Source organism: Streptomyces sp. NPDC053079 (assembly GCF_044546695.1).
Classification (GTDB): domain Bacteria; phylum Actinomycetota; class Actinomycetes; order Streptomycetales; family Streptomycetaceae; genus Streptomyces.
In genome coordinates, this window is sequence record NZ_JBITZJ010000004.1 from 383,232 (window position 1) to 399,741 (window position 16,510).

Annotated in this window: 13 protein-coding genes; 3 read left to right on the forward strand and 10 right to left on the reverse strand. The window is 71.0% G+C overall.

Annotated features, from left to right (window positions below; all coding sequences use genetic code 11):
• Positions 1 to 30 precede the first annotated feature (30 nt).
• From ACIGXW_RS17555 to ACIGXW_RS17580, 6 genes are all read right to left on the reverse strand, one after another.
• Positions 31 to 789: an enoyl-CoA hydratase-related protein gene (locus ACIGXW_RS17555; RefSeq protein ID WP_360907568.1), complete on the reverse strand. Its 759-nt coding sequence runs from the start codon at positions 787 to 789 to the stop codon at positions 31 to 33.
• Between the two features lie 77 nt (positions 790 to 866).
• Complete coding sequence (locus ACIGXW_RS17560) at positions 867 to 1,604, reverse strand: SDR family NAD(P)-dependent oxidoreductase (protein WP_399573807.1); 738 nt, start codon at positions 1,602 to 1,604, stop codon at positions 867 to 869.
• Positions 1,605 to 1,652: 48 nt separating this feature from the next.
• Positions 1,653 to 2,636 carry a 3-oxoacyl-ACP synthase III family protein gene (locus ACIGXW_RS17565; protein ID WP_399573808.1) on the reverse strand — a complete coding sequence of 328 codons (984 nt, stop codon included), beginning with the start codon at positions 2,634 to 2,636 and terminating at the stop codon, positions 1,653 to 1,655.
• 15 nt (positions 2,637 to 2,651) lie between these two features.
• On the reverse strand, positions 2,652 to 3,611 hold the full coding sequence (locus ACIGXW_RS17570) for a ketoacyl-ACP synthase III family protein (RefSeq protein WP_399573809.1): 960 nt from the start codon (positions 3,609 to 3,611) through the stop codon (positions 2,652 to 2,654).
• Between the two features lie 745 nt (positions 3,612 to 4,356).
• The gene (locus ACIGXW_RS17575) at positions 4,357 to 5,016 is read right to left on the reverse strand and encodes a ScbR family autoregulator-binding transcription factor (RefSeq protein ID WP_071962443.1); all 660 of its coding nucleotides are present in this window, start codon (positions 5,014 to 5,016) and stop codon (positions 4,357 to 4,359) included.
• A gap of 223 nt (positions 5,017 to 5,239) precedes the next feature.
• Positions 5,240 to 6,478, reverse strand: a complete 1,239-nt coding sequence (locus tag ACIGXW_RS17580) for an MFS transporter (RefSeq protein ID WP_399573811.1) — start codon at positions 6,476 to 6,478, stop codon at positions 5,240 to 5,242.
• 153 nt (positions 6,479 to 6,631) lie between these two features.
• On the opposite strand from ACIGXW_RS17580, the gene ACIGXW_RS17585 reads away from it, so the two are divergent.
• Both ACIGXW_RS17585 and ACIGXW_RS17590 read left to right on the forward strand, forming a co-directional pair.
• Positions 6,632 to 7,168, forward strand: coding sequence for a PadR family transcriptional regulator (locus ACIGXW_RS17585; RefSeq protein ID WP_071962442.1), 537 nt, complete (start codon positions 6,632 to 6,634; stop codon positions 7,166 to 7,168).
• A gap of 28 nt (positions 7,169 to 7,196) precedes the next feature.
• Positions 7,197 to 7,643 (forward strand): PPOX class F420-dependent oxidoreductase, encoded by a 447-nt coding sequence (locus ACIGXW_RS17590; protein ID WP_399574053.1) that lies wholly within the window; start codon positions 7,197 to 7,199, stop codon positions 7,641 to 7,643.
• A gap of 37 nt (positions 7,644 to 7,680) precedes the next feature.
• Here the strand turns inward: ACIGXW_RS17590 and ACIGXW_RS17595 are convergent, their stop codons facing one another.
• Positions 7,681 to 8,490 (reverse strand): MgtC/SapB family protein, encoded by an 810-nt coding sequence (locus ACIGXW_RS17595; RefSeq protein WP_399573812.1) that lies wholly within the window; start codon positions 8,488 to 8,490, stop codon positions 7,681 to 7,683.
• Between the two features lie 566 nt (positions 8,491 to 9,056).
• Between ACIGXW_RS17595 and ACIGXW_RS17600 the strand changes: the two genes are divergently transcribed.
• Positions 9,057 to 12,983 carry a GDSL-type esterase/lipase family protein gene (locus ACIGXW_RS17600; protein ID WP_399573813.1) on the forward strand — a complete coding sequence of 1,309 codons (3,927 nt, stop codon included), beginning with the start codon at positions 9,057 to 9,059 and terminating at the stop codon, positions 12,981 to 12,983.
• Positions 12,984 to 13,043: 60 nt separating this feature from the next.
• On the opposite strand, the gene ACIGXW_RS17605 is transcribed toward ACIGXW_RS17600, so the two are convergent.
• From ACIGXW_RS17605 to ACIGXW_RS17615, 3 genes are read right to left on the reverse strand one after another with little or no spacing between them, the layout of a single operon-like run.
• Complete coding sequence (locus tag ACIGXW_RS17605; RefSeq protein WP_399573814.1) at positions 13,044 to 13,811, reverse strand: hypothetical protein; 768 nt, start codon at positions 13,809 to 13,811, stop codon at positions 13,044 to 13,046.
• A 46-nt stretch (positions 13,812 to 13,857) separates the two neighbouring features.
• Positions 13,858 to 15,000, reverse strand: a complete 1,143-nt coding sequence (locus ACIGXW_RS17610) for an XdhC family protein (protein WP_399573815.1) — start codon at positions 14,998 to 15,000, stop codon at positions 13,858 to 13,860.
• Between the two features lie 27 nt (positions 15,001 to 15,027).
• A complete protein-coding gene (locus tag ACIGXW_RS17615) occupies positions 15,028 to 16,473 on the reverse strand; it encodes an NCS2 family permease (protein WP_071962437.1) in 1,446 nt (481 codons plus the stop codon).
• Positions 16,474 to 16,510 lie beyond the last annotated feature (37 nt).

Sequence of the window (16,510 nt, forward strand, 5' to 3'; positions counted from 1 at the left end):
GTGGGGCCTCGCGGGCCGTGGTGGGCGGGGTCACCGGCCGGTGAACTCGGCGCGGCCGGGCCCGTTCTCGAGGAAGCCCCGCATGCCGGCGGTCCGGTCGTCGGTGGCGAACAGCGCGGAGAACAGACGTGTCTCCAGGACGAGTCCCGTTCCCAGGTCGCTCGTGCCGCCCTGGTCGACGGCCTGTTTGATGGCCGCGAGGGCGACGGCGGGGCCCTTGGCCAGGGCCGTGGCCCGGGCGACGGCCGTCTCCAGGACCTGGGCGTCCGTGACGACCTCGTCGGCCAGGCCGATGGACCGGGCCTCGGCCGCGCTGACGACCCGGCCGGTCATCATCAGGTCCTTGGCGACGGCGGGCCCGACCAGGCGCGGCAGCCGCTGGGTGCCGCCCGCGCCGGGCATGACGCCCAGCAGCACCTCCGGCAGCCCCAGCCGGGCACCCCGGCCGCAGATCCGGTGGTCCGCGGTGAGGGCCAGTTCGCATCCGCCGCCCAGGGCCGGGCCGTTGACGGCCGCGATCACCGGTTTGGGGATGGCGGCCACGGCGTTGAACGCGGCCTGCAGCAGGGGGGCGTGGCGCGACATGGCCAGGTGGGACATGCCGGCCATCTCGCGGATGTCGGCGCCGGCGGAGAACGCCCGCGGACCGCCGGAAAGGACGACCGCCCGGATGTCGTCGCGCTCCGCGGCCTCGTCGGCGGCACGGTGCAGCTGTGCCTGCATGTCACGGTCGAGAATGTTGAGCGGGGGCCGGTCGAGCCTGATGACGGCCACCGCGCCGGGCAGCAGCTCGAGCCGGACCTCGGCGGCGGAGGAGTCGGTCCGCTCCTGCGCGGACCCGGCGCCGGCCGGGTGCTGTTCTGCGATCACGCCCACAGCAGGCCTCCATTGACCTCGAGCACATGTCCGTTGACGTAGGAGCTCGCCTCGGAGGCCAGGAAGACCGCGGCGTCCGCGACCTCCTCGGCACGCCCGGCCCGGCCGAGGGCGAAGCGGGTGCGGTAGGCCTCCCAGGCCTTGTCGTTGCTCTTGAGGTCCTGGCCCATGCCCGCGTCGATGATCCCGGGGGCGAGGGCGTTCACCAGGATGCCCTGGCGTGCGAGCTCGATGGCCGAGACCTTGGTGAACATCTCGATGGCGGCCTTGGTCGCGCAGTAGCCGGCGGCGCCCACGGCGACCCGCGTGGCCATGCTGGAGGAGATGTTGATGATCCGGCCGCCGCGCTCGCGCAGCACCGGAACCGCCGCCTGGGTGGTGAGGAAGGTGCCGGTGAGGTTGGTGTCGATCATCTCCTGCCACTGCTCCTCCGGCAGCCGCTCGATGCGGCCGTCGCGGCTGACCCCGGCGTTGGCGACGACCACGTCGACCCCGCCGAAGTGCTCGTGGGCCGAGGTCATCAGGGTGCGCAGCGAGTCGGCGCGGGTGACGTCCACGATCTCCAGGCGGGCCCGGTCCGGGTGGCGGTCCAGCACCTCCTTGAAGTCGTACGGGCTCCGCGCCGCGGCGACGACGTTGGCGCCCTCGTCCAGGTAGCGCTCCGCGATGGCGCGCCCGAGGCCACGGGTGCCTCCGGTGATCACTGCTGTTCGTCCAGCGAGTCGCACGCTGGTCTCCTTCGTGTGGATCGGTGGATCGGTGGGTCGGGGACGCGGTCAGTACCAGGTGACGACGGCGGCGCCGGCGGTCATGCCGCCGCCCACGGCGGCGAGCAGCACGTGCTCTCCGCGCTCGAACGGGCGGCGGCCGTGCTCGTGGTGGAGGGTGAGCGGGATGGAGGCGGCCGCGGTGTTGCCCAGGAAGGGGGCGGTGAGGGGGACCCGGGCGGGGTCGATGCCCATCTCGCGGACGCAGGCTTCGATGAGCCGGGTGTTGGCCTGGTGGAAGACGAAGCGCCCGATGTCCTCGAGCCGCAGTCCGCTCCCGGCGAGGGCCTCGGAGATGACCTTGGGGAAGGTGCGCATCGCGTAGTCGCGCACCTCGCGGCCCCGCATGCGGAAGAGGTGTTCGCCCCGCTCGCGGGCCCCGGCGTCCAGCGGCTGCCGGGTGCCGCCCGCCACGACCTCGACGTACTCGCGGTGGGCGCCGTCGGCGGTCAGGTGGACGTGGCGGATGCCGTATCCCTCGGGTACGGGTCCCAGGACCACGGCCCCGGCTCCGTCACCGAAGAGACTGACCGTCCGCCGGTCGGTCCGGTCCATCATGGTGGAGTAGATGTCGGCGCCCACGACCAGCGCGGTGCGTCCGGGTGACCGGGTGGTGAGCAGGGAGTCGGCGATGGACAGGCCGTAGAGGAAGCCCGAGCAGACGGCGTTGACGTCGAAGGCGGGCACGCCCGGCAGGCCGAGCCGGTCCTGGAGGACGACGGCCGTGGAAGGCTGCGGCTGGTCGGGGGTGGAGGTGGCCACGACGATGTGCTGCAACTGCTGTGCGAGCTGGGGCAGTCCGTCCAGGGCGCGGGCGGCCGCCCGGTGGGCGATTTCCGAGGTGGTGGTCCCCGGGGCGCAGTAGCGCCGTTCCAGGACGCCGGTGCGTTCGGTCACCCAGGCGGCGTCGGCGCCGGTCCACTGGGCTATGCGGTCGTTGTCGATGACGGTCTCGGGCAGGTACGTGCCGAGGGACAGCAGTCCGGTGTTCACTCTCTCGCCTTCTCGCTAGTCGGTGCCGGGTGCCTGCACCAGGGCGCACACCCAGGTGAAGCCGCCGCCCGCGCCGATGAGGACGGCCATCTCGCCGGGGGCGAGGATCTGCCGGGTGTACAGCTCGTCGAGGTCGGCTCCCCAGTCGCTGCAGCCGAGGTGGCCGGTGCGGTCGTCGAAGCGCAGCTGCTCGCACTTGAGGACGTCCTCGAGGACGGGCAGGTACTGGGCATCGAGGGTGCGCGCGCCGACGCGGGGCAGGACGAGGCAGCGCAGGCGCGGGTCGTCGGGCTCGACGAGGGCGTCGCGCAGGGTGTTCGTCAGGACGGTGCGGATGCGTTCGCGGGCGATGGCGTCGAAGACGCCCTTGCCCATGTCCGCGGTGGCCTGGCGGGCGGCGGTCACGGCGTCGACGGGCGAGCCGGCCTCCAGGGGTGCGGCGGCGAGGGGGGCGTGGCCGCGCAGGACGACTTCCATCTCGACGGCGGAGACGGTGTTCAGCGCCGGCAGGATGAACGCGTCGTCCCCCGCGGTGGACCGGTGCAGCAGGATCGCGGCGGCGGCGTCGCCGAGCCCCATGGACGGATAGGAGTTCCATCGGTCGATGCCGGGGCGCACGAAGCGGTCGGAGGAGGTGACCAGGGCCTTGGAGACGCCGGGGTCCGCCCGCAGCCGCAGGGCCGCGTCGTAGAGGGCGAGCGCCCCGCCGTCGCAGCCCTGGTGGATGGCCAGGGGCAGGCACGAGGTGGCGCCGAGCCGGTGGGCGATGTAGTGCGGGGGCGACCAGAGTTCGTGGCCCTGGTAGTAGAGCCAGGTGTGGATCAGCAGGTCGATGTCGTTCGACTGGCATCCGGAGCGTTCAAGTGCAGTGCGTGCGGCCAGCACGGCCATGTCGGGTGCCGGGACGTTTGAGACCGGCAGGGCGCTGATGCCCGCACGTAACGCGGAGCCCTCGTCCAGGCGGCCGTCATCCATGGCCTGAGCAGCGGTTTCACTGGTATCGGGGAACCAGGAACCGACCGCTCTGATGCGTAAGTCGTTGCCGAACCTCACGGTGTCGCTCCTCTTCGACCGGCCGCACCGCAGCGGCGTCCGGCGCGCCTGGGCCGGGGCGCCGGATGGCCGGGGTGGGGGGTGAGCTGGGATGTAGGGCAGTCGTCGCGGTGACGCTTCCTCAATCACCGCTGTATCGCGGGGGGATGCACGTCCTCAGTGCCGGTTCCGTGTCGCTTCCGTGGATCCGGCCGCCGCCAGACCTCAACTAAAACCAAACCGATCGTCCTTGTCAACAGACATAGATCGATTCGATGCATGGCCCGGTTTGCCCATGTTTCATCCAGCCGAAGGCGGAGCACTCATGGGAGCGATCCGCCTGAATATGGACATACGGGCAGCGCGAGAGGGGGGCGTTCGGGGATCACCAAGACCCAGCAAAGAATCTGGGCGGCAAGCCAGACCGCGTGGTACGAATATCTGGCTGCTACATACAAGTTCTGGGAGGGACGGCCATGTCGGCAACGGGGGAAGTCACTGAAGGCGCCGCGAAAGAAGGGGAGTTACCGCCCCGCGCGCCCTGGGTCGCATCGGCGGACGAGACCGCGATTCCGCGTCCTCTCGCCCGCCGCAGACCCAACTCCGCATCTTTAACGCAGAGTTGGCGTGACAGAAGCAGCAACTCCCCTGGTTCGAGCGCCCGACGGCGCCCGCCCGCGCCTGCCGGTCAGACCGGTCGCGCGACGGCGACACCCCCGCAGTGCAGAGCCCTGGCGTACGCCCGGAAGTGGGCGAGCTTGCGCGGGTGCACGGCGCACGGAAGCAGTGCCTCCCACATCTCGCCCAGCTGCGGGGCCAGTTCGGTGCCCAGCGCCTGGGACAGCACCCGTACCCCGGTGTAGGAGCTGACGAAGACCCTGGCGAGGAAGTCCGGCTGAACGTCCGCGCGCAGCTCCCGCTGGTCACGGGCCCGCTCCAGCAGGCCGGTGATGACGCCGACCCAGTCCCCGTAGATCCCGGGGACCGGGTCCCGGTACGTCGCGTTCTCGAAGGTGAGCCGGATGCCGGCGCGCACCACCACATTGACGCGCAGGAGCTCGGCCAGGTCCCGCGACAACTGCAGCATCAGCTCCAGACCCGAGCCCTGGGCGCCCGCCAGCACCTCGGCCTCCGCCGTCCAGAGCCGGTGCTGCTCCTCCACCACCGCGTACGCCAGCTCTTCCTTGCCCGCGAAGTGGAAGTACATCGCCCCCTTCGACGACGCCGCGTGCTCCAGGATGTCGCTCACGCTGGTGGCGCCGTAGCCGTAGCGATCGAAGAGCTCCGCGGCCGCCAGGATCAGCGCCTGGCGCGTCTGCTCGGACCGGAACTGCTTCGGCTTCGGCACAGGTTCTCCTCGGGGGTTGGTCCAAAACTCATACCGAACGGTCTCATTCTTCATCAGCAGGGGGCCTGTTCAGAAGAGTCCGGCGCCGCGGACCCGTGCGAATCGGTCAACCGTGAGGGGACCGTGGCCCCGGCCGGAAACACGAGCCGGCCGGCCGGCGTCTGCCGACCGGCCGGGGAAGCGGGCCTGCGCGGAGCGGGGGTCCCCACGCGGGCCCGCGGTCTCAGGTGGCCGCGGTGTCGCGGCTCCGGCGCCGGCGCCGGCCGAGGGCCACCAGCGTGCCGGCGAGGGCGACGACCACCACCCCGGCCCCGATCCAGGCCAGCGAGGTGACGTCCGTCCCGGAGTCCAGGAACTGCGAACCCGACCAGGAGCCCACGGCGTTGCCGAGGTTGAAGGCCGAGGTGTTGGCCGCCAGGGCCAGCGCGGAGCCACCGCCCGCCGCGCCCAGCACCCAGGATTGCAGGGGCGGGACGAGGGCGCCGGACGCCAGGCCGATCAGGAAGACCGCGACCGGCACGACGACCTTGGACTCGGCCGTGAAGGAGAGCAGCAGCAAGGTGGCCGCCAGCAGGACCAGCATGCTCGCGAGGGTGCCGCGCAGGGTGCGGTCGGCCAGCTTGCCGCCCAGGGCGTTGCCCACGAACCCGCCGAATCCGAAGACGAAGAGCAGGATGGTGGCGACGCCCGCGCCGAAGCCGGTCACGTTCTGCAGGAGCGGCGAGATGTAGCTGTAGAGCAGGAACCAGCCCGCCTGCGAGACGGCGGTGACCGCCAGGGCCCACAGCACCTGCGGGCGGCGCAGGATGCCCAGTTCACTGCGCATGGACTCGCTCTCGCCGCGGTCCAGGTGGCCGGGGACCAGGAAGGACAGGGCCACGAATCCCAGCACCGCGGCGCCGGCGACGCACCAGAACGTGGCGCGCCATCCCCACTGTTCACCGATCGCGGTGCCGATCGGGCCGCCCAGCACGGTGGCCAGACCGAGACCGCCGGCCACCCAGGCGATGGCGGACGCCCGGCGGTCCGGGGGCGAGAGGCGCACGGCGATGAGGATGCACACCGCCGCGAAAGTGCTGTGGGTCAGCGCCCCCAGGGTGCGGGCGCCCATGAGCAGGGAGAACGAGGGGGCGAGGGCACCCAGGACGTTCGCCGCCGCGAAGACCGACAGCAGGACGAGCGCGAGGAGTTTGGGTGCGACGCGCGAGGTCGCGACGGTCACGAGCGGACCGCCGATCGCGACCGCGATCGCATAGGCGCTCAGCAGCTGGCCCGCACTGGCCACCGAGACGTTCAGGTCGTCCGAGACGTTGAGCAGCAGGCCGATCAGGGCGAACTCGGCCGAGCACAGGGCGAACACCGAGAGCGAGAGCGCGGCCAGCGCCGCGACGGGGAACGTCGCGGGTGCCGACGGCGGGGCGGCTAACTGCTCCCGGCTCGCGCTCTCGGCGGTTTGTGGCATGGATGAGGCCGACAAGGCTGTACCTCCTTGCCCGGATCCGCGGATGGAAGACACGCAGCAGGCCAGGCATCGTCATCTATGTATGTCGTATACGCCATGAGTCGTATCGACCTATGCCCAACTCTAGCCCTATGCTGTCCGACCATGTCAAGCATGTTGGACCTCGCCACCCTCGGCTTCCTCTACGAAGAACCGCTGCACGGCTACGAGCTGCGCACCCGCATCGCCCGGCTGACCGGCCACGTACGCGCCATCAGCCACGGCACCCTGTATCCCGCGATCAAACGCATGGAGAAGGCCGGCCTGCTCGTACGGGAGTCACAGCCCGGCGCGGCGGCCGCGCCCCGGCACATGCTGAGCCTGACCGACCAGGGCCGGCAGACCCTGCTGGAACTGCTCCGCAAGCCCGACGACCCGTTCATCACCGACGAGAACCGCTGGTTCACCCTCCTCGCCTTCCTGCGCCACCTCCCGGACCCCCGGGCGCAGGCGGACGTGCTGCGCCGGCGCCTGACCTTCCTTCAGGAGCCGAGCAGCTTCTTCTACAGCGGGGACCGCCCCCTGAGCAGCAAGGACGTCGACGACCCGTTCCGGCGCGGCGTCCTCACCATCGCGAGGGCCACCTCGGAGGCCGAACTCGCCTGGCTGCACGAGACCATCGCGGACCTGACGGACCCGAGCGCCCGCTAGGCGGAAGGGAGACACCCCCGTGCGATCCATGACCGAGGGCGAATGGCGCGCGTTCGTCCTCTCCGGCTCCCGGACCGGCAAGCTGGCGACCACCCGCAAGGACGGCCGTCCGCACGTCACCCCGGTGTGGTTCCTCCTCGACGATACCGACGCCGAAGCCGACACCGGCGGCGCCGTTCAGGTCGTCTTCACCACCTGGCACGAGTCGCTCAAGTACCGGGCGCTGCGCCGCGAGCCGCGTTTCGCCCTGTGCGTGGACGACCAGGAACCGCCCTACAGCTACGTCACCCTGGAGTGCACGGCCCGTTTCACCGACGACCCGGACGAGCTGCGCGCCTGGGCCACCCGCATCGGCGGGCGGTACATGGGGGCCGAGCGGGCCTCGGCGTACGGCGAGCGCAACTCCGTGGCCGGCGAGTACCTGGTCCGCGCCACCGTGGACCGGGTCATCGCCTTCCGCGGCATCGCCGACTGACCCCGTCGCCGGGCGACGGCGACGGGGTCGGCGGGGCTCACCGCCCCGTGAACAGATTCCGCACCCGTCGCCGGCCCCGGCGGCGGCCCGAGTCGTAGCCGTCGTCCGGCTCGCCGTTGTCTTCGTCGTCCGGGGCATGCAGCACGGTCCAGCCGACGGCGGAGACGGCGGGTTCCAGCGAGAGCCTGCTGACGGCCTCCTCCAGCAGGCTGTCGTCGCGGCGCTCGGTGGTGAGCTCGGCCGACACCGTCACCTTGCCGGCGGTCTCCGCGTCGCGGCTGTCCACCGAGCGCAGCCGGAAGCCGGGGCGGGTGACGGCCTGGACGACCAGGGTGCGGACGTGGGCCTCCTCGGGCTCGGTGCACACCACCTCGAAGTGGTAGTCGGTGGAGACCTCCGCCCCACCGTGCGGTCCGCGGTCCAGGCCCCGGGCCAGCGGGCGCAGCAGGGTGTTGGCGCCGACCACCCCGACCGTGCCGAGCGCGGCGATCGCGTACAGGCCGGTTCCGGCGAGGGCGCCGACGGCGGCCGAACACCACAGGGTCGCGGCGGTGTTCAGGCCCCGTACGCTCAGGCCGTCGCGCATGATGACGCCCGCGCCGAGGAAGCCGATGCCGGAGACGATCTGAGCGGCGACGCGCGAGCCGTCGTAGCCGGCCGAGCTGGTGGCGTCGGCGAAGCCGTAGGTCGACAGCAGGACGAAGAGGGCGGAGCCGGCGGCCACGAGCGCGTTGGTGCGCAGGCCCGCCATCCGGGCCCGCCACTGTCGCTCCAGCCCGATGATCGCGCCGAAGCCGAGGCCCGCCCCGATGTTGGCCGCCATGTGCCACTCGTTGACCACTGCCATGCCGCACCGCCTTCCTCTCGCGCACCTTGCGTCTCGTTGCGTCTCGTTGCGTCTCGTTGCGTCTCGTTGTGTCTCGACCGGGCAAGGGGGTCGTAAAGCCCATGGACGCGGATGCTCCGGTTTTTTGACCTGATCCGGAAGTTCCTCTTCCTAGATTACTTAGCGCCACTCCCTGCTCTTTTCGGCCAAGTCGGCTGAAAGATCTTGTGTCTTTAAGCCGCCCTTATGAGACTTCTCCGTACACCTGTACGAGACTTTCCCACTCCTCGCCCTACCGGGATGTTTGTGCCGCTCATGGCTGTGTTCGCGATCGATGACACCCGATTAGCTTCCCCGTATTCCCTGTAGGAGCACTGTTCCAGGGCCCCCTCGGATGCCCTCCGCCGTCCAGGCGTCGACTGCCCGAGCCGGTCCGGAACCACCCCTGATGTGCCGCCCTCCGGTCCGGCGACCCCCAGTTGCCCAGGGCCGGTCATGGGCGGCCGCTCTCCGCGTCCGGCATGCGCCGAACCGCGGATCGACCCTGCGAAAAAGGAGAATCGTTGAGATTCCGACGAAGAGCGCGGGTGCCCATCGCGGCCGCGGCCGCCGCTCTGATGGTCGCCGGTCTGACCCAGGGCAGCGCCGCCGCCTGGGCGGCCGACGGCAAGCCCTCGCCGACCCCCGCCCCGGCGGCGGACACCAAGGGGAAGGCCGGCCTGGCGGTCGAGCCGTCGCAGCGCGCCGGCATCCTCGGCAAGGACTACAAGAAGTCCACCGACCACGCCTGGACGACCTCCGGTGACGGCGACGGCTTCCACCTGCTGGTGGCCGACGAGAAGGACGGGTTCACCTGGCGCACCGCCGCGACCCTGTCCGAGCCGGGCTTCGACACGGACGCCTGGATCGGCAACGCCTGTGTGACCGGTTCCGGCAAGCGCGCCGTGGTCGCCTACGCGCCCCGTACGTTCACCAACAAGGCCGACCTGATGCACCGCGGCGCCTTCACGGCGGTCGTGGACCTGGGCACCGGCGCGGTCAACAAGCTGGGCCTGCAGGCCTCCCTCGCCCATTTCAGCCCCGGCTGCGGCATCGGCGAGAGCGCGGTGCTCTCGCAGTACGCCGGCGAGGACAAGAACGCCACCCGCCTGGTGAAGGTGGACGCGGCGACCGGCGCCACCGCCAAACCCGTCGAGCTCGAGGGCCAGATCACCTCGGCCGTTCCGGCGACCGACGGGAAGATCCTCGCGGCGGACTCCGCCCGTGTCGTCAAGATCGACGACAAGAGCGGCAAGCGGACCCCCGTGGTGAAGACCAACGGGATCCCCTTCCTGCTCAAGCCGGACGCCGACGGCGGTCTGGTCTACATGGACCGTCCCGCCGCGAAGGCCGCCAAGGGCCTCGCCGCGAGCACCGCGGTCCCGCAGGGTGCAGTCAACCGGGTCTCCGCGGGGGAGATAGCCAAGGCGGACGCGGCCAAGAACCGCGCCACGACCCTGGCCACCGGCAAACTCACCGCGATGGACCTGTCCTCGACCCCGGACGGCACCGTCTTCATCACCGGCGAGACCACGGCGGCGGGCAAGCTGCCGTCGACCGTCAAGCGCCCCGAGGTGCCCAAGGACTCCCGCCCGACCGTGCGCGGCCGGGCCATGGTCACCGAGACGGTGTGGGCCGACGGCAAGGACTCCCGGATCCGTCCGGAGGAGGCCCTCACCGCCCGTACCGCCAAGATCAAGCTGAAGAGCCTGGGCACCGGCAAGAGCGCCCAGTTCGAGGTGCCCCCCACCTCGTCCGGCTCCCACGCCGCCGAGGGCCGCGAGCTGTCCCCGGCGCTGGCCACCGCCAAGGGCGGCACCAAGCCCGCGGCGAAGGCGCGCTCCGTCGCGGCCGCCGGCGGGTCCTCCACCCAGGTCGTCGAGGCCGAGCGCTACTGCTCGGTCCCGCGCAACGACCCGCGCAAGATGGCCATGCAGCCCAAGCCGCGTCAGGTCGAGTGGGCGGTGGACCAGGCCATCACCAACAACCTGAACAAGCACATCTCCCGGTCCGAGGACTGGAAGAACCTCGGCATGGGGGCCTACAAGCCGCAGAGCCTGTTCCCGCTGACCCCGCTCGAGGGCGGCGGCCGGGTGCCCGCGCAGGTGATGCTGGGCATCACGGCGCAGGAGTCCAACATGTGGCAGGCCACCCGCCTGGCCGTGCCGGGCGTCTCCGCCAACCCGCTGATCGGCAACTACTACGGTGTCAGCTACGCCTCCGACGGCCAGCAGACCGACCCGTGGAAGGTCGACTGGGAGCACGCCGACTGCGGTTACGGCATCACCCAGGCCACCGACGGCATGCGCATGGCCGGCCACGAGAAGGACGGCGAGAAGGCGCTCCCCACGCTGAAGCAGGAGGCCATCGCCCTCGACTACACGGCCAACATCGCCGCGGGCGTCAACATCCTGATCGAGAAGTGGAACAAGACCCGTGCGGCGGGCATGACCGTCAACGGCGGTGACCCGAAGTACATCGAGAACTGGTTCTTCGCGCTCTGGGCGTACAACGCCGGCTTCTACCCGAAGGAAGACGCGGCGAAGAACAAGGGCGTGTGGGGCGTCGGCTTCACCAACAACCCCGCCAACCCGCTGTGGAAGGCCAACCGCACCCCGTTCCTGGAGAACGCCAACGGCAAGGACGACTACTCCCACGCCAAGCACCCCCAGGACTGGCCGTACCAGGAGAAGGTCCTGGGCTGGGCCGGACACCCGCTGGAGGGCCTGGAGTCCCCCGGCAAGATGGTCAGCGGATTCCGGCCGGCCGGATGGACCACCAACGCCGACCGCACCACCGTGAAGCCGAAGGAAAGCCTCTTCTGCACCTCGGCCAACAGCTGCGACCCCAGCAAGATCGCCGACCTCGACTCCAACGACGAGGGCAAGGGCGCCTGCACCCGCAAGGACCTCCACTGCTTCTGGAACCAGCCGGTCCAGTGGAAGGACTGCGGCCGCATGGCGCAGTGCGGCACCGAGATCCTGCGCTTCAACGACACGTACAAGGAGGAGGCGGACGGGGACGCCTACCCGCCGTCCTGCCAGGCCAACCAGCCCAGCATGCACGACACGCTGATCGTGGACAACGTCCCGAACGGCACCCCGAGCACCCGGTGCGGCAACACGTATTCGGACGGCACCTTCTCCTTCGAGTTCGGCGGCCGCGGTGACGGCACCTTCCCCTCGAAGATCGACACCCATCAGCTGGCGGCGGGCTTCGGCGGTCACTTCTACTTCAGCCACACACGCCTGGACGTGCCCGGCAGTGACCAGTGGAAGATCACCGGCACCTGGAAGCCGAACCAGGCCATCAACGGCTGGACCCGGGTCATGGTGCACATGCCCGACCACGGCGCGCACACCCGCCAGGCCAAGTACATGATCGACACCGGCAAGGGGACCTTCTACCGGGTCGCGCAGCAGCGCACCGGCGAGAACCGCTGGGTCGACCTCGGCGTGTTCGAGATGGCCGGCACCCCGAAGGTCTCGCTCTCCACCGGCACCCAGGACGGCGACAGCACCGAGGACATCGCCTGGGACGCCGTCGGCTTCCAGAAGCTGCCCGGCAAGCCGAAGAACTTCATCGTCGCGATGGGTGACTCGTACTCCTCCGGCGAGGGCGCGTCCAAGTCCGGGGGCGGCGACTACTACCCCGAGACCGACAACAACGGCAAGAACGGCAACCTGCGGGCGGCCTGCCACCGGTCCAAGTACGCCTGGTCCCGCCAGGCCAAGCTGCCCGGCGCCAACGCCTCCATCGGCAACGACGCCGACCTGCGCGACAGCGACATGGATTACCACATGATCGCCTGCTCCGGAGCGAGGACGTACAACATCACCGAGAAGGGCCAGTACGGGGAGCTCCCGCAGCTCCAGCAGGGCTACCTGGACAAGAACACCACGCTCGTCACCATCTCGATCGGCGGCAACGACTCCGAGTTCACCAAGGTGTTCCAGGAGTGCTTCAAGTCGATGACCTGTGAGACGCAGGACAAGGACGAGCGGGCCCTGATCACGGACAAGGTGCGCCCGGCGATCACCGCCACGCTCGACAAGATCAACGAGCTGGCTCCCAACGCCAAGATCGTCCTGATGGGCTATCCGCCCCTGCTGTCGAACCAGGCCAAGTGCCTGAACCTGGGCATCCTGTCGCCGAACGTCGGCATCAGCACGTCCGAGTCCATGTGGCTGAACGGCATCGCCGACCACCTGTCGGACAACATGCTGGCGGCGGCCAAGGCCTCCAAGGGCAAGGTGACCTTCTCCAACCCCAAGGAGTACTTCAAGAACCAGACCATCTGCGGCAGCCCGGAGACGGTCCATGGCATCGTCACGGACATGACCCCCGGTGACAAGCCGATGACGAGCTGGGGTCCGCTGGACTTCGGCATCTCGGCGCAGTCCTTCCACCCGAAGATCGAGGGCGCGCGGAACTACGCCAACTCCCTCGAGGCCACGCTGAAGGAAATGCGCTGACGTCCTGAGGCATGAACCCCACGGTGGGGCAGGCGCACTCGCGCCTGCCCCACCGTGCTGTCACCAGCCCAGTTCGTAGTAGTTGTCCTCGAGGGTCACCCTGAACGCGGCGCGGTGCCGCTCACGGATCTTCGCCACGTCGGCCTTCTGGTCCACGGTCCGGCACTTCTGCACCGCCGTGCGCTGCGCGCGGGACCCGCCGCCGCTGGTGTCGCAGAGCTGGTTGTCCGGGTCGGACAGGGTGAAGCCGTGCTTGTCCCTGAGCGGCTCCTCCCAGTCCACCCGTGCCGTGAACGTGTTCTGCGCGCCGCCCCCGGCCGACGACCAGCGGTAGAGCATCGTCGGCGCCGAGCCCTCCCCGCCGCTCGCGTAGAAGCGCAGGGCCGCCTCCGCCGTCCCGGTCGGCATGTCCGTGCGCGGCGCGGCGCCGGTCCGCTTCCGCACGACGTCCTTGACGGCCGCGTCGACCTCCTTGATCCGGTCCTCGACGGTGCCGTCCGCGCCGAAGTACAGCAGGAGCGTACGGACGCACCGGAAGCGGTACGTGTCACGGCTGTGGTTGAACGATTCGTCCTCGCCCGCCTCGCACAGGTCCCGCTCGACCTCCCGGTAGGGGATCAGGCCCGGCGCCTGCCGCTTGAGGGCCCCCGCGGTCTCCGTGCTCTCCTTCCCGCCCGCGGCCCGGGCCTCCTTCGCCGCCGGCGACGTGGCCTCCTCACGGGCGTTCGTCGTCGTCTCCGACGCGCTCGTGCAGCCCACGCAGAGCACAAGGGCCGTGGCGGCGGTCAGCGCCGCCCGAACGGGTCGGGAGAGGTCTCTTCGGTACATGCCGCCACGCTAAGTGGCCCCGGTCCCAGGGACAACGGCCATCGCGTCACACCCTGGCCCCCACCAGCCCCGCCCCCGCCCCGTGATGGATCGGCGTCCGTACCGCCGCGAGCGGCCGGCCCGAGCCGCCGCGGCGGACCGCGACGATCTCGGCGGCGATGGACAGGGCCGTCTCCTCCGGCGTCCGGGCCCCGAGGTCGAGGCCGATCGGGGAGCGCAGCCGGGCCAGTTGCTCCTCGGTCACCCCCTCCTCCCGCAGCCGGGCCAGCCGGTCCTCGTGCGTGCGGCGCGAGCCCATCGCCCCGACGTACGCCACCGGCAGGGCCAGGGCCCGGGTCAGCAGCGGCACGTCGAACTTGGCGTCGTGGGTCAGCACGCACAGGACCGTGCGGGCGTCGAGGACCTGGGAGTCGAGGTAGCGGTGCGGCCAGTCCACGACCACCGCGTCGGCCGCGGGGAAGCGGGCGGCGGTGGCGAAGACGGGCCGGGCGTCGCAGACCGTGACGTGGTAGCCGAGGAACGAGCCGGCCCGCACCAGCGCGGCGGCGAAGTCGATCGCCCCGAAGACGATCATGCGGGGCGGCGGCACGCTGCACTCGACCAGCAGCACCACCGGCTCTCCGCACCGCGCGCCGTCCGCCCCGATCTCCACGGTGGTGGTGTGGCCCGCGTCCAGCAGGGCGGCCGCCTCGGCCGCCGCCGAGCGGTCCAGGGCCGCGCCGCCGCCGAGGCCGCCGGTGACGGTGCCGTCGGCCCGTACGAGCAGGGCGCGGCCCGGGGTGCCGGGCGGCCCGGACACCACGCGGGCGAGCGCGGCGGCCTCCCCCCGGGCGGCGGCGGCCGACGCGGCGGCCAGTACGGGGCGTTGGGGCGCCCCGGCCCGTACCGGCACCACCAGGACGTCGATGACGCCGCCGCACGTCAGACCGGCCGCGAAGGCGTCCTCGTCGGAGTAGCCGAAGCGCTCCAGCGCCGGCTCGCCGCTCGCGAGGGCCTGCCGGCACAGTTCGTACACCGCGCCCTCCACACACCCTCCGGAGACCGAGCCGACCGCCGTGCCGTCCGTGTCGACGGCCAGCGCCGCGCCCGGCTGCCGGGGCGCGCTGCCCCGCACGGCCACGACGGTGGCCACCGCGAAGTCATGTCCTTCCGCGCACCAGCGGTGCAGTTCCCCGGCGATGTCCAGCACAGCGGCCCTACTCTCCTCGGTCTCATGTCACTTCACGCCGAGCCAGTGCTCGATGGGGTGCAGGGCGAAGTAGCCCGCGAAGACCACGCTCAGGAGCCACATGAAGGCGCCCGGCTCGCGCCACCTGCCCTGCCCGGCCTTGATGGCCGTGTAGGCGATGACGCCGCCGCCGACTCCCACGGTGATCGAATAAGTGAACGGCATCAACACCACGGTGAGGAAGACCGGGATCGCGACCGCCCGGTCCGTCCAGTCGATGTGCCGGGCGTGGCTCATCATCATGGCGCCGATCACCACCAGGGCCGCCGCGGCGATCTCGCCGGGGACGATGCGGGTGAGCGGGGTGAAGAACAGGCACGCGGCGAAGAACAGCCCGGTGACGACGGAGGACAGTCCGGTGCGGGCGCCCTCGCCCACCCCCGTCGCGGACTCGATGAAGACCGTCTGCCCCGAGGCCCCCGTCGCGCCGCCGATCGCGCCGCCGGCGCCGTCGACGAGCAGCGCCCTGCTCAGTCCGGGCATCCGGCCCCGCTCGTCGGCGAGGCCGGCCTCGGTGCCCACGCCGATGATGGTGGCCATGGCGTCGAAGAAGCCGGCCAGCACCAGCGTGAAGACGATCATGCCGACGGTCACTCCGCCCACCGCGTCCCAGCCGCCGAACTCCACCTTCCCGAAGAGCGAGAAGTCGGGCATGGAGACGACGCCGCCCTTCAGTTCGGGTGCGCCGTTCTGCCAGGTGCGGGGGTCCGGGCCGGCGACGGCGTTGACGACGACCGCGAGCACGGTGCCCGCGACGATGCCGATGAGGATCGCCCCGGGCACCTCGCGTGCCTGCAGCATGAAGATCAGCAGCAGCGTCACACAGAAGAGCAGCACGGGCCAGCCGGCCAGCTCGCCGGCCGGTCCCAGCGTGACCGGGCCGCCGGCCTTGGAGGCGTGCACGAAGCCGGCCTTCACCAGGCCGATCAGGGCGATGAACATGCCGATGCCCATGGTGATGGCGTGCTTGAGCGCCAGGGGAATGGCGTTCATGACGCGCTCGCGCAGCCCGGTGAGCACCAACAGCATGATCACCACACCGTAGATCACACACATGCCCATCGCCTGGGGCCATGTCATATGGGGTGCGACCTGGGTCGAGACCACCCCCGAGACACCCAGCCCGGCCGCCAGCGCCAGCGGCACCTTGCCGACCAGCCCCATCAGCAGCGTGCAGGCCGCCGCGGCGCAGGCGGTGGCCGTGATCAGCCCGGCCCGGCCCAGGGTGTGCCCCGCCGCGTCGGGACCGGAGAGGATCAGCGGGTTGAGCAGCAGGATGTAGCTCATCGCCATGAAGGTGGTGATGCCGCCGCGCACTTCGCGCGCGAGCGTCGACCCCCGTTCGGTGATGTGGAAGTAGCGGTCGAGCCGGGACCGTCCGGCGGGCGGGCGCGAGCCCGCCGCCGTGGGGTGCCGGGCGGGTGCGTGGGTCATGGTGCCTGCTCCAGGGTCCGGTGGGGGCTGCACGACC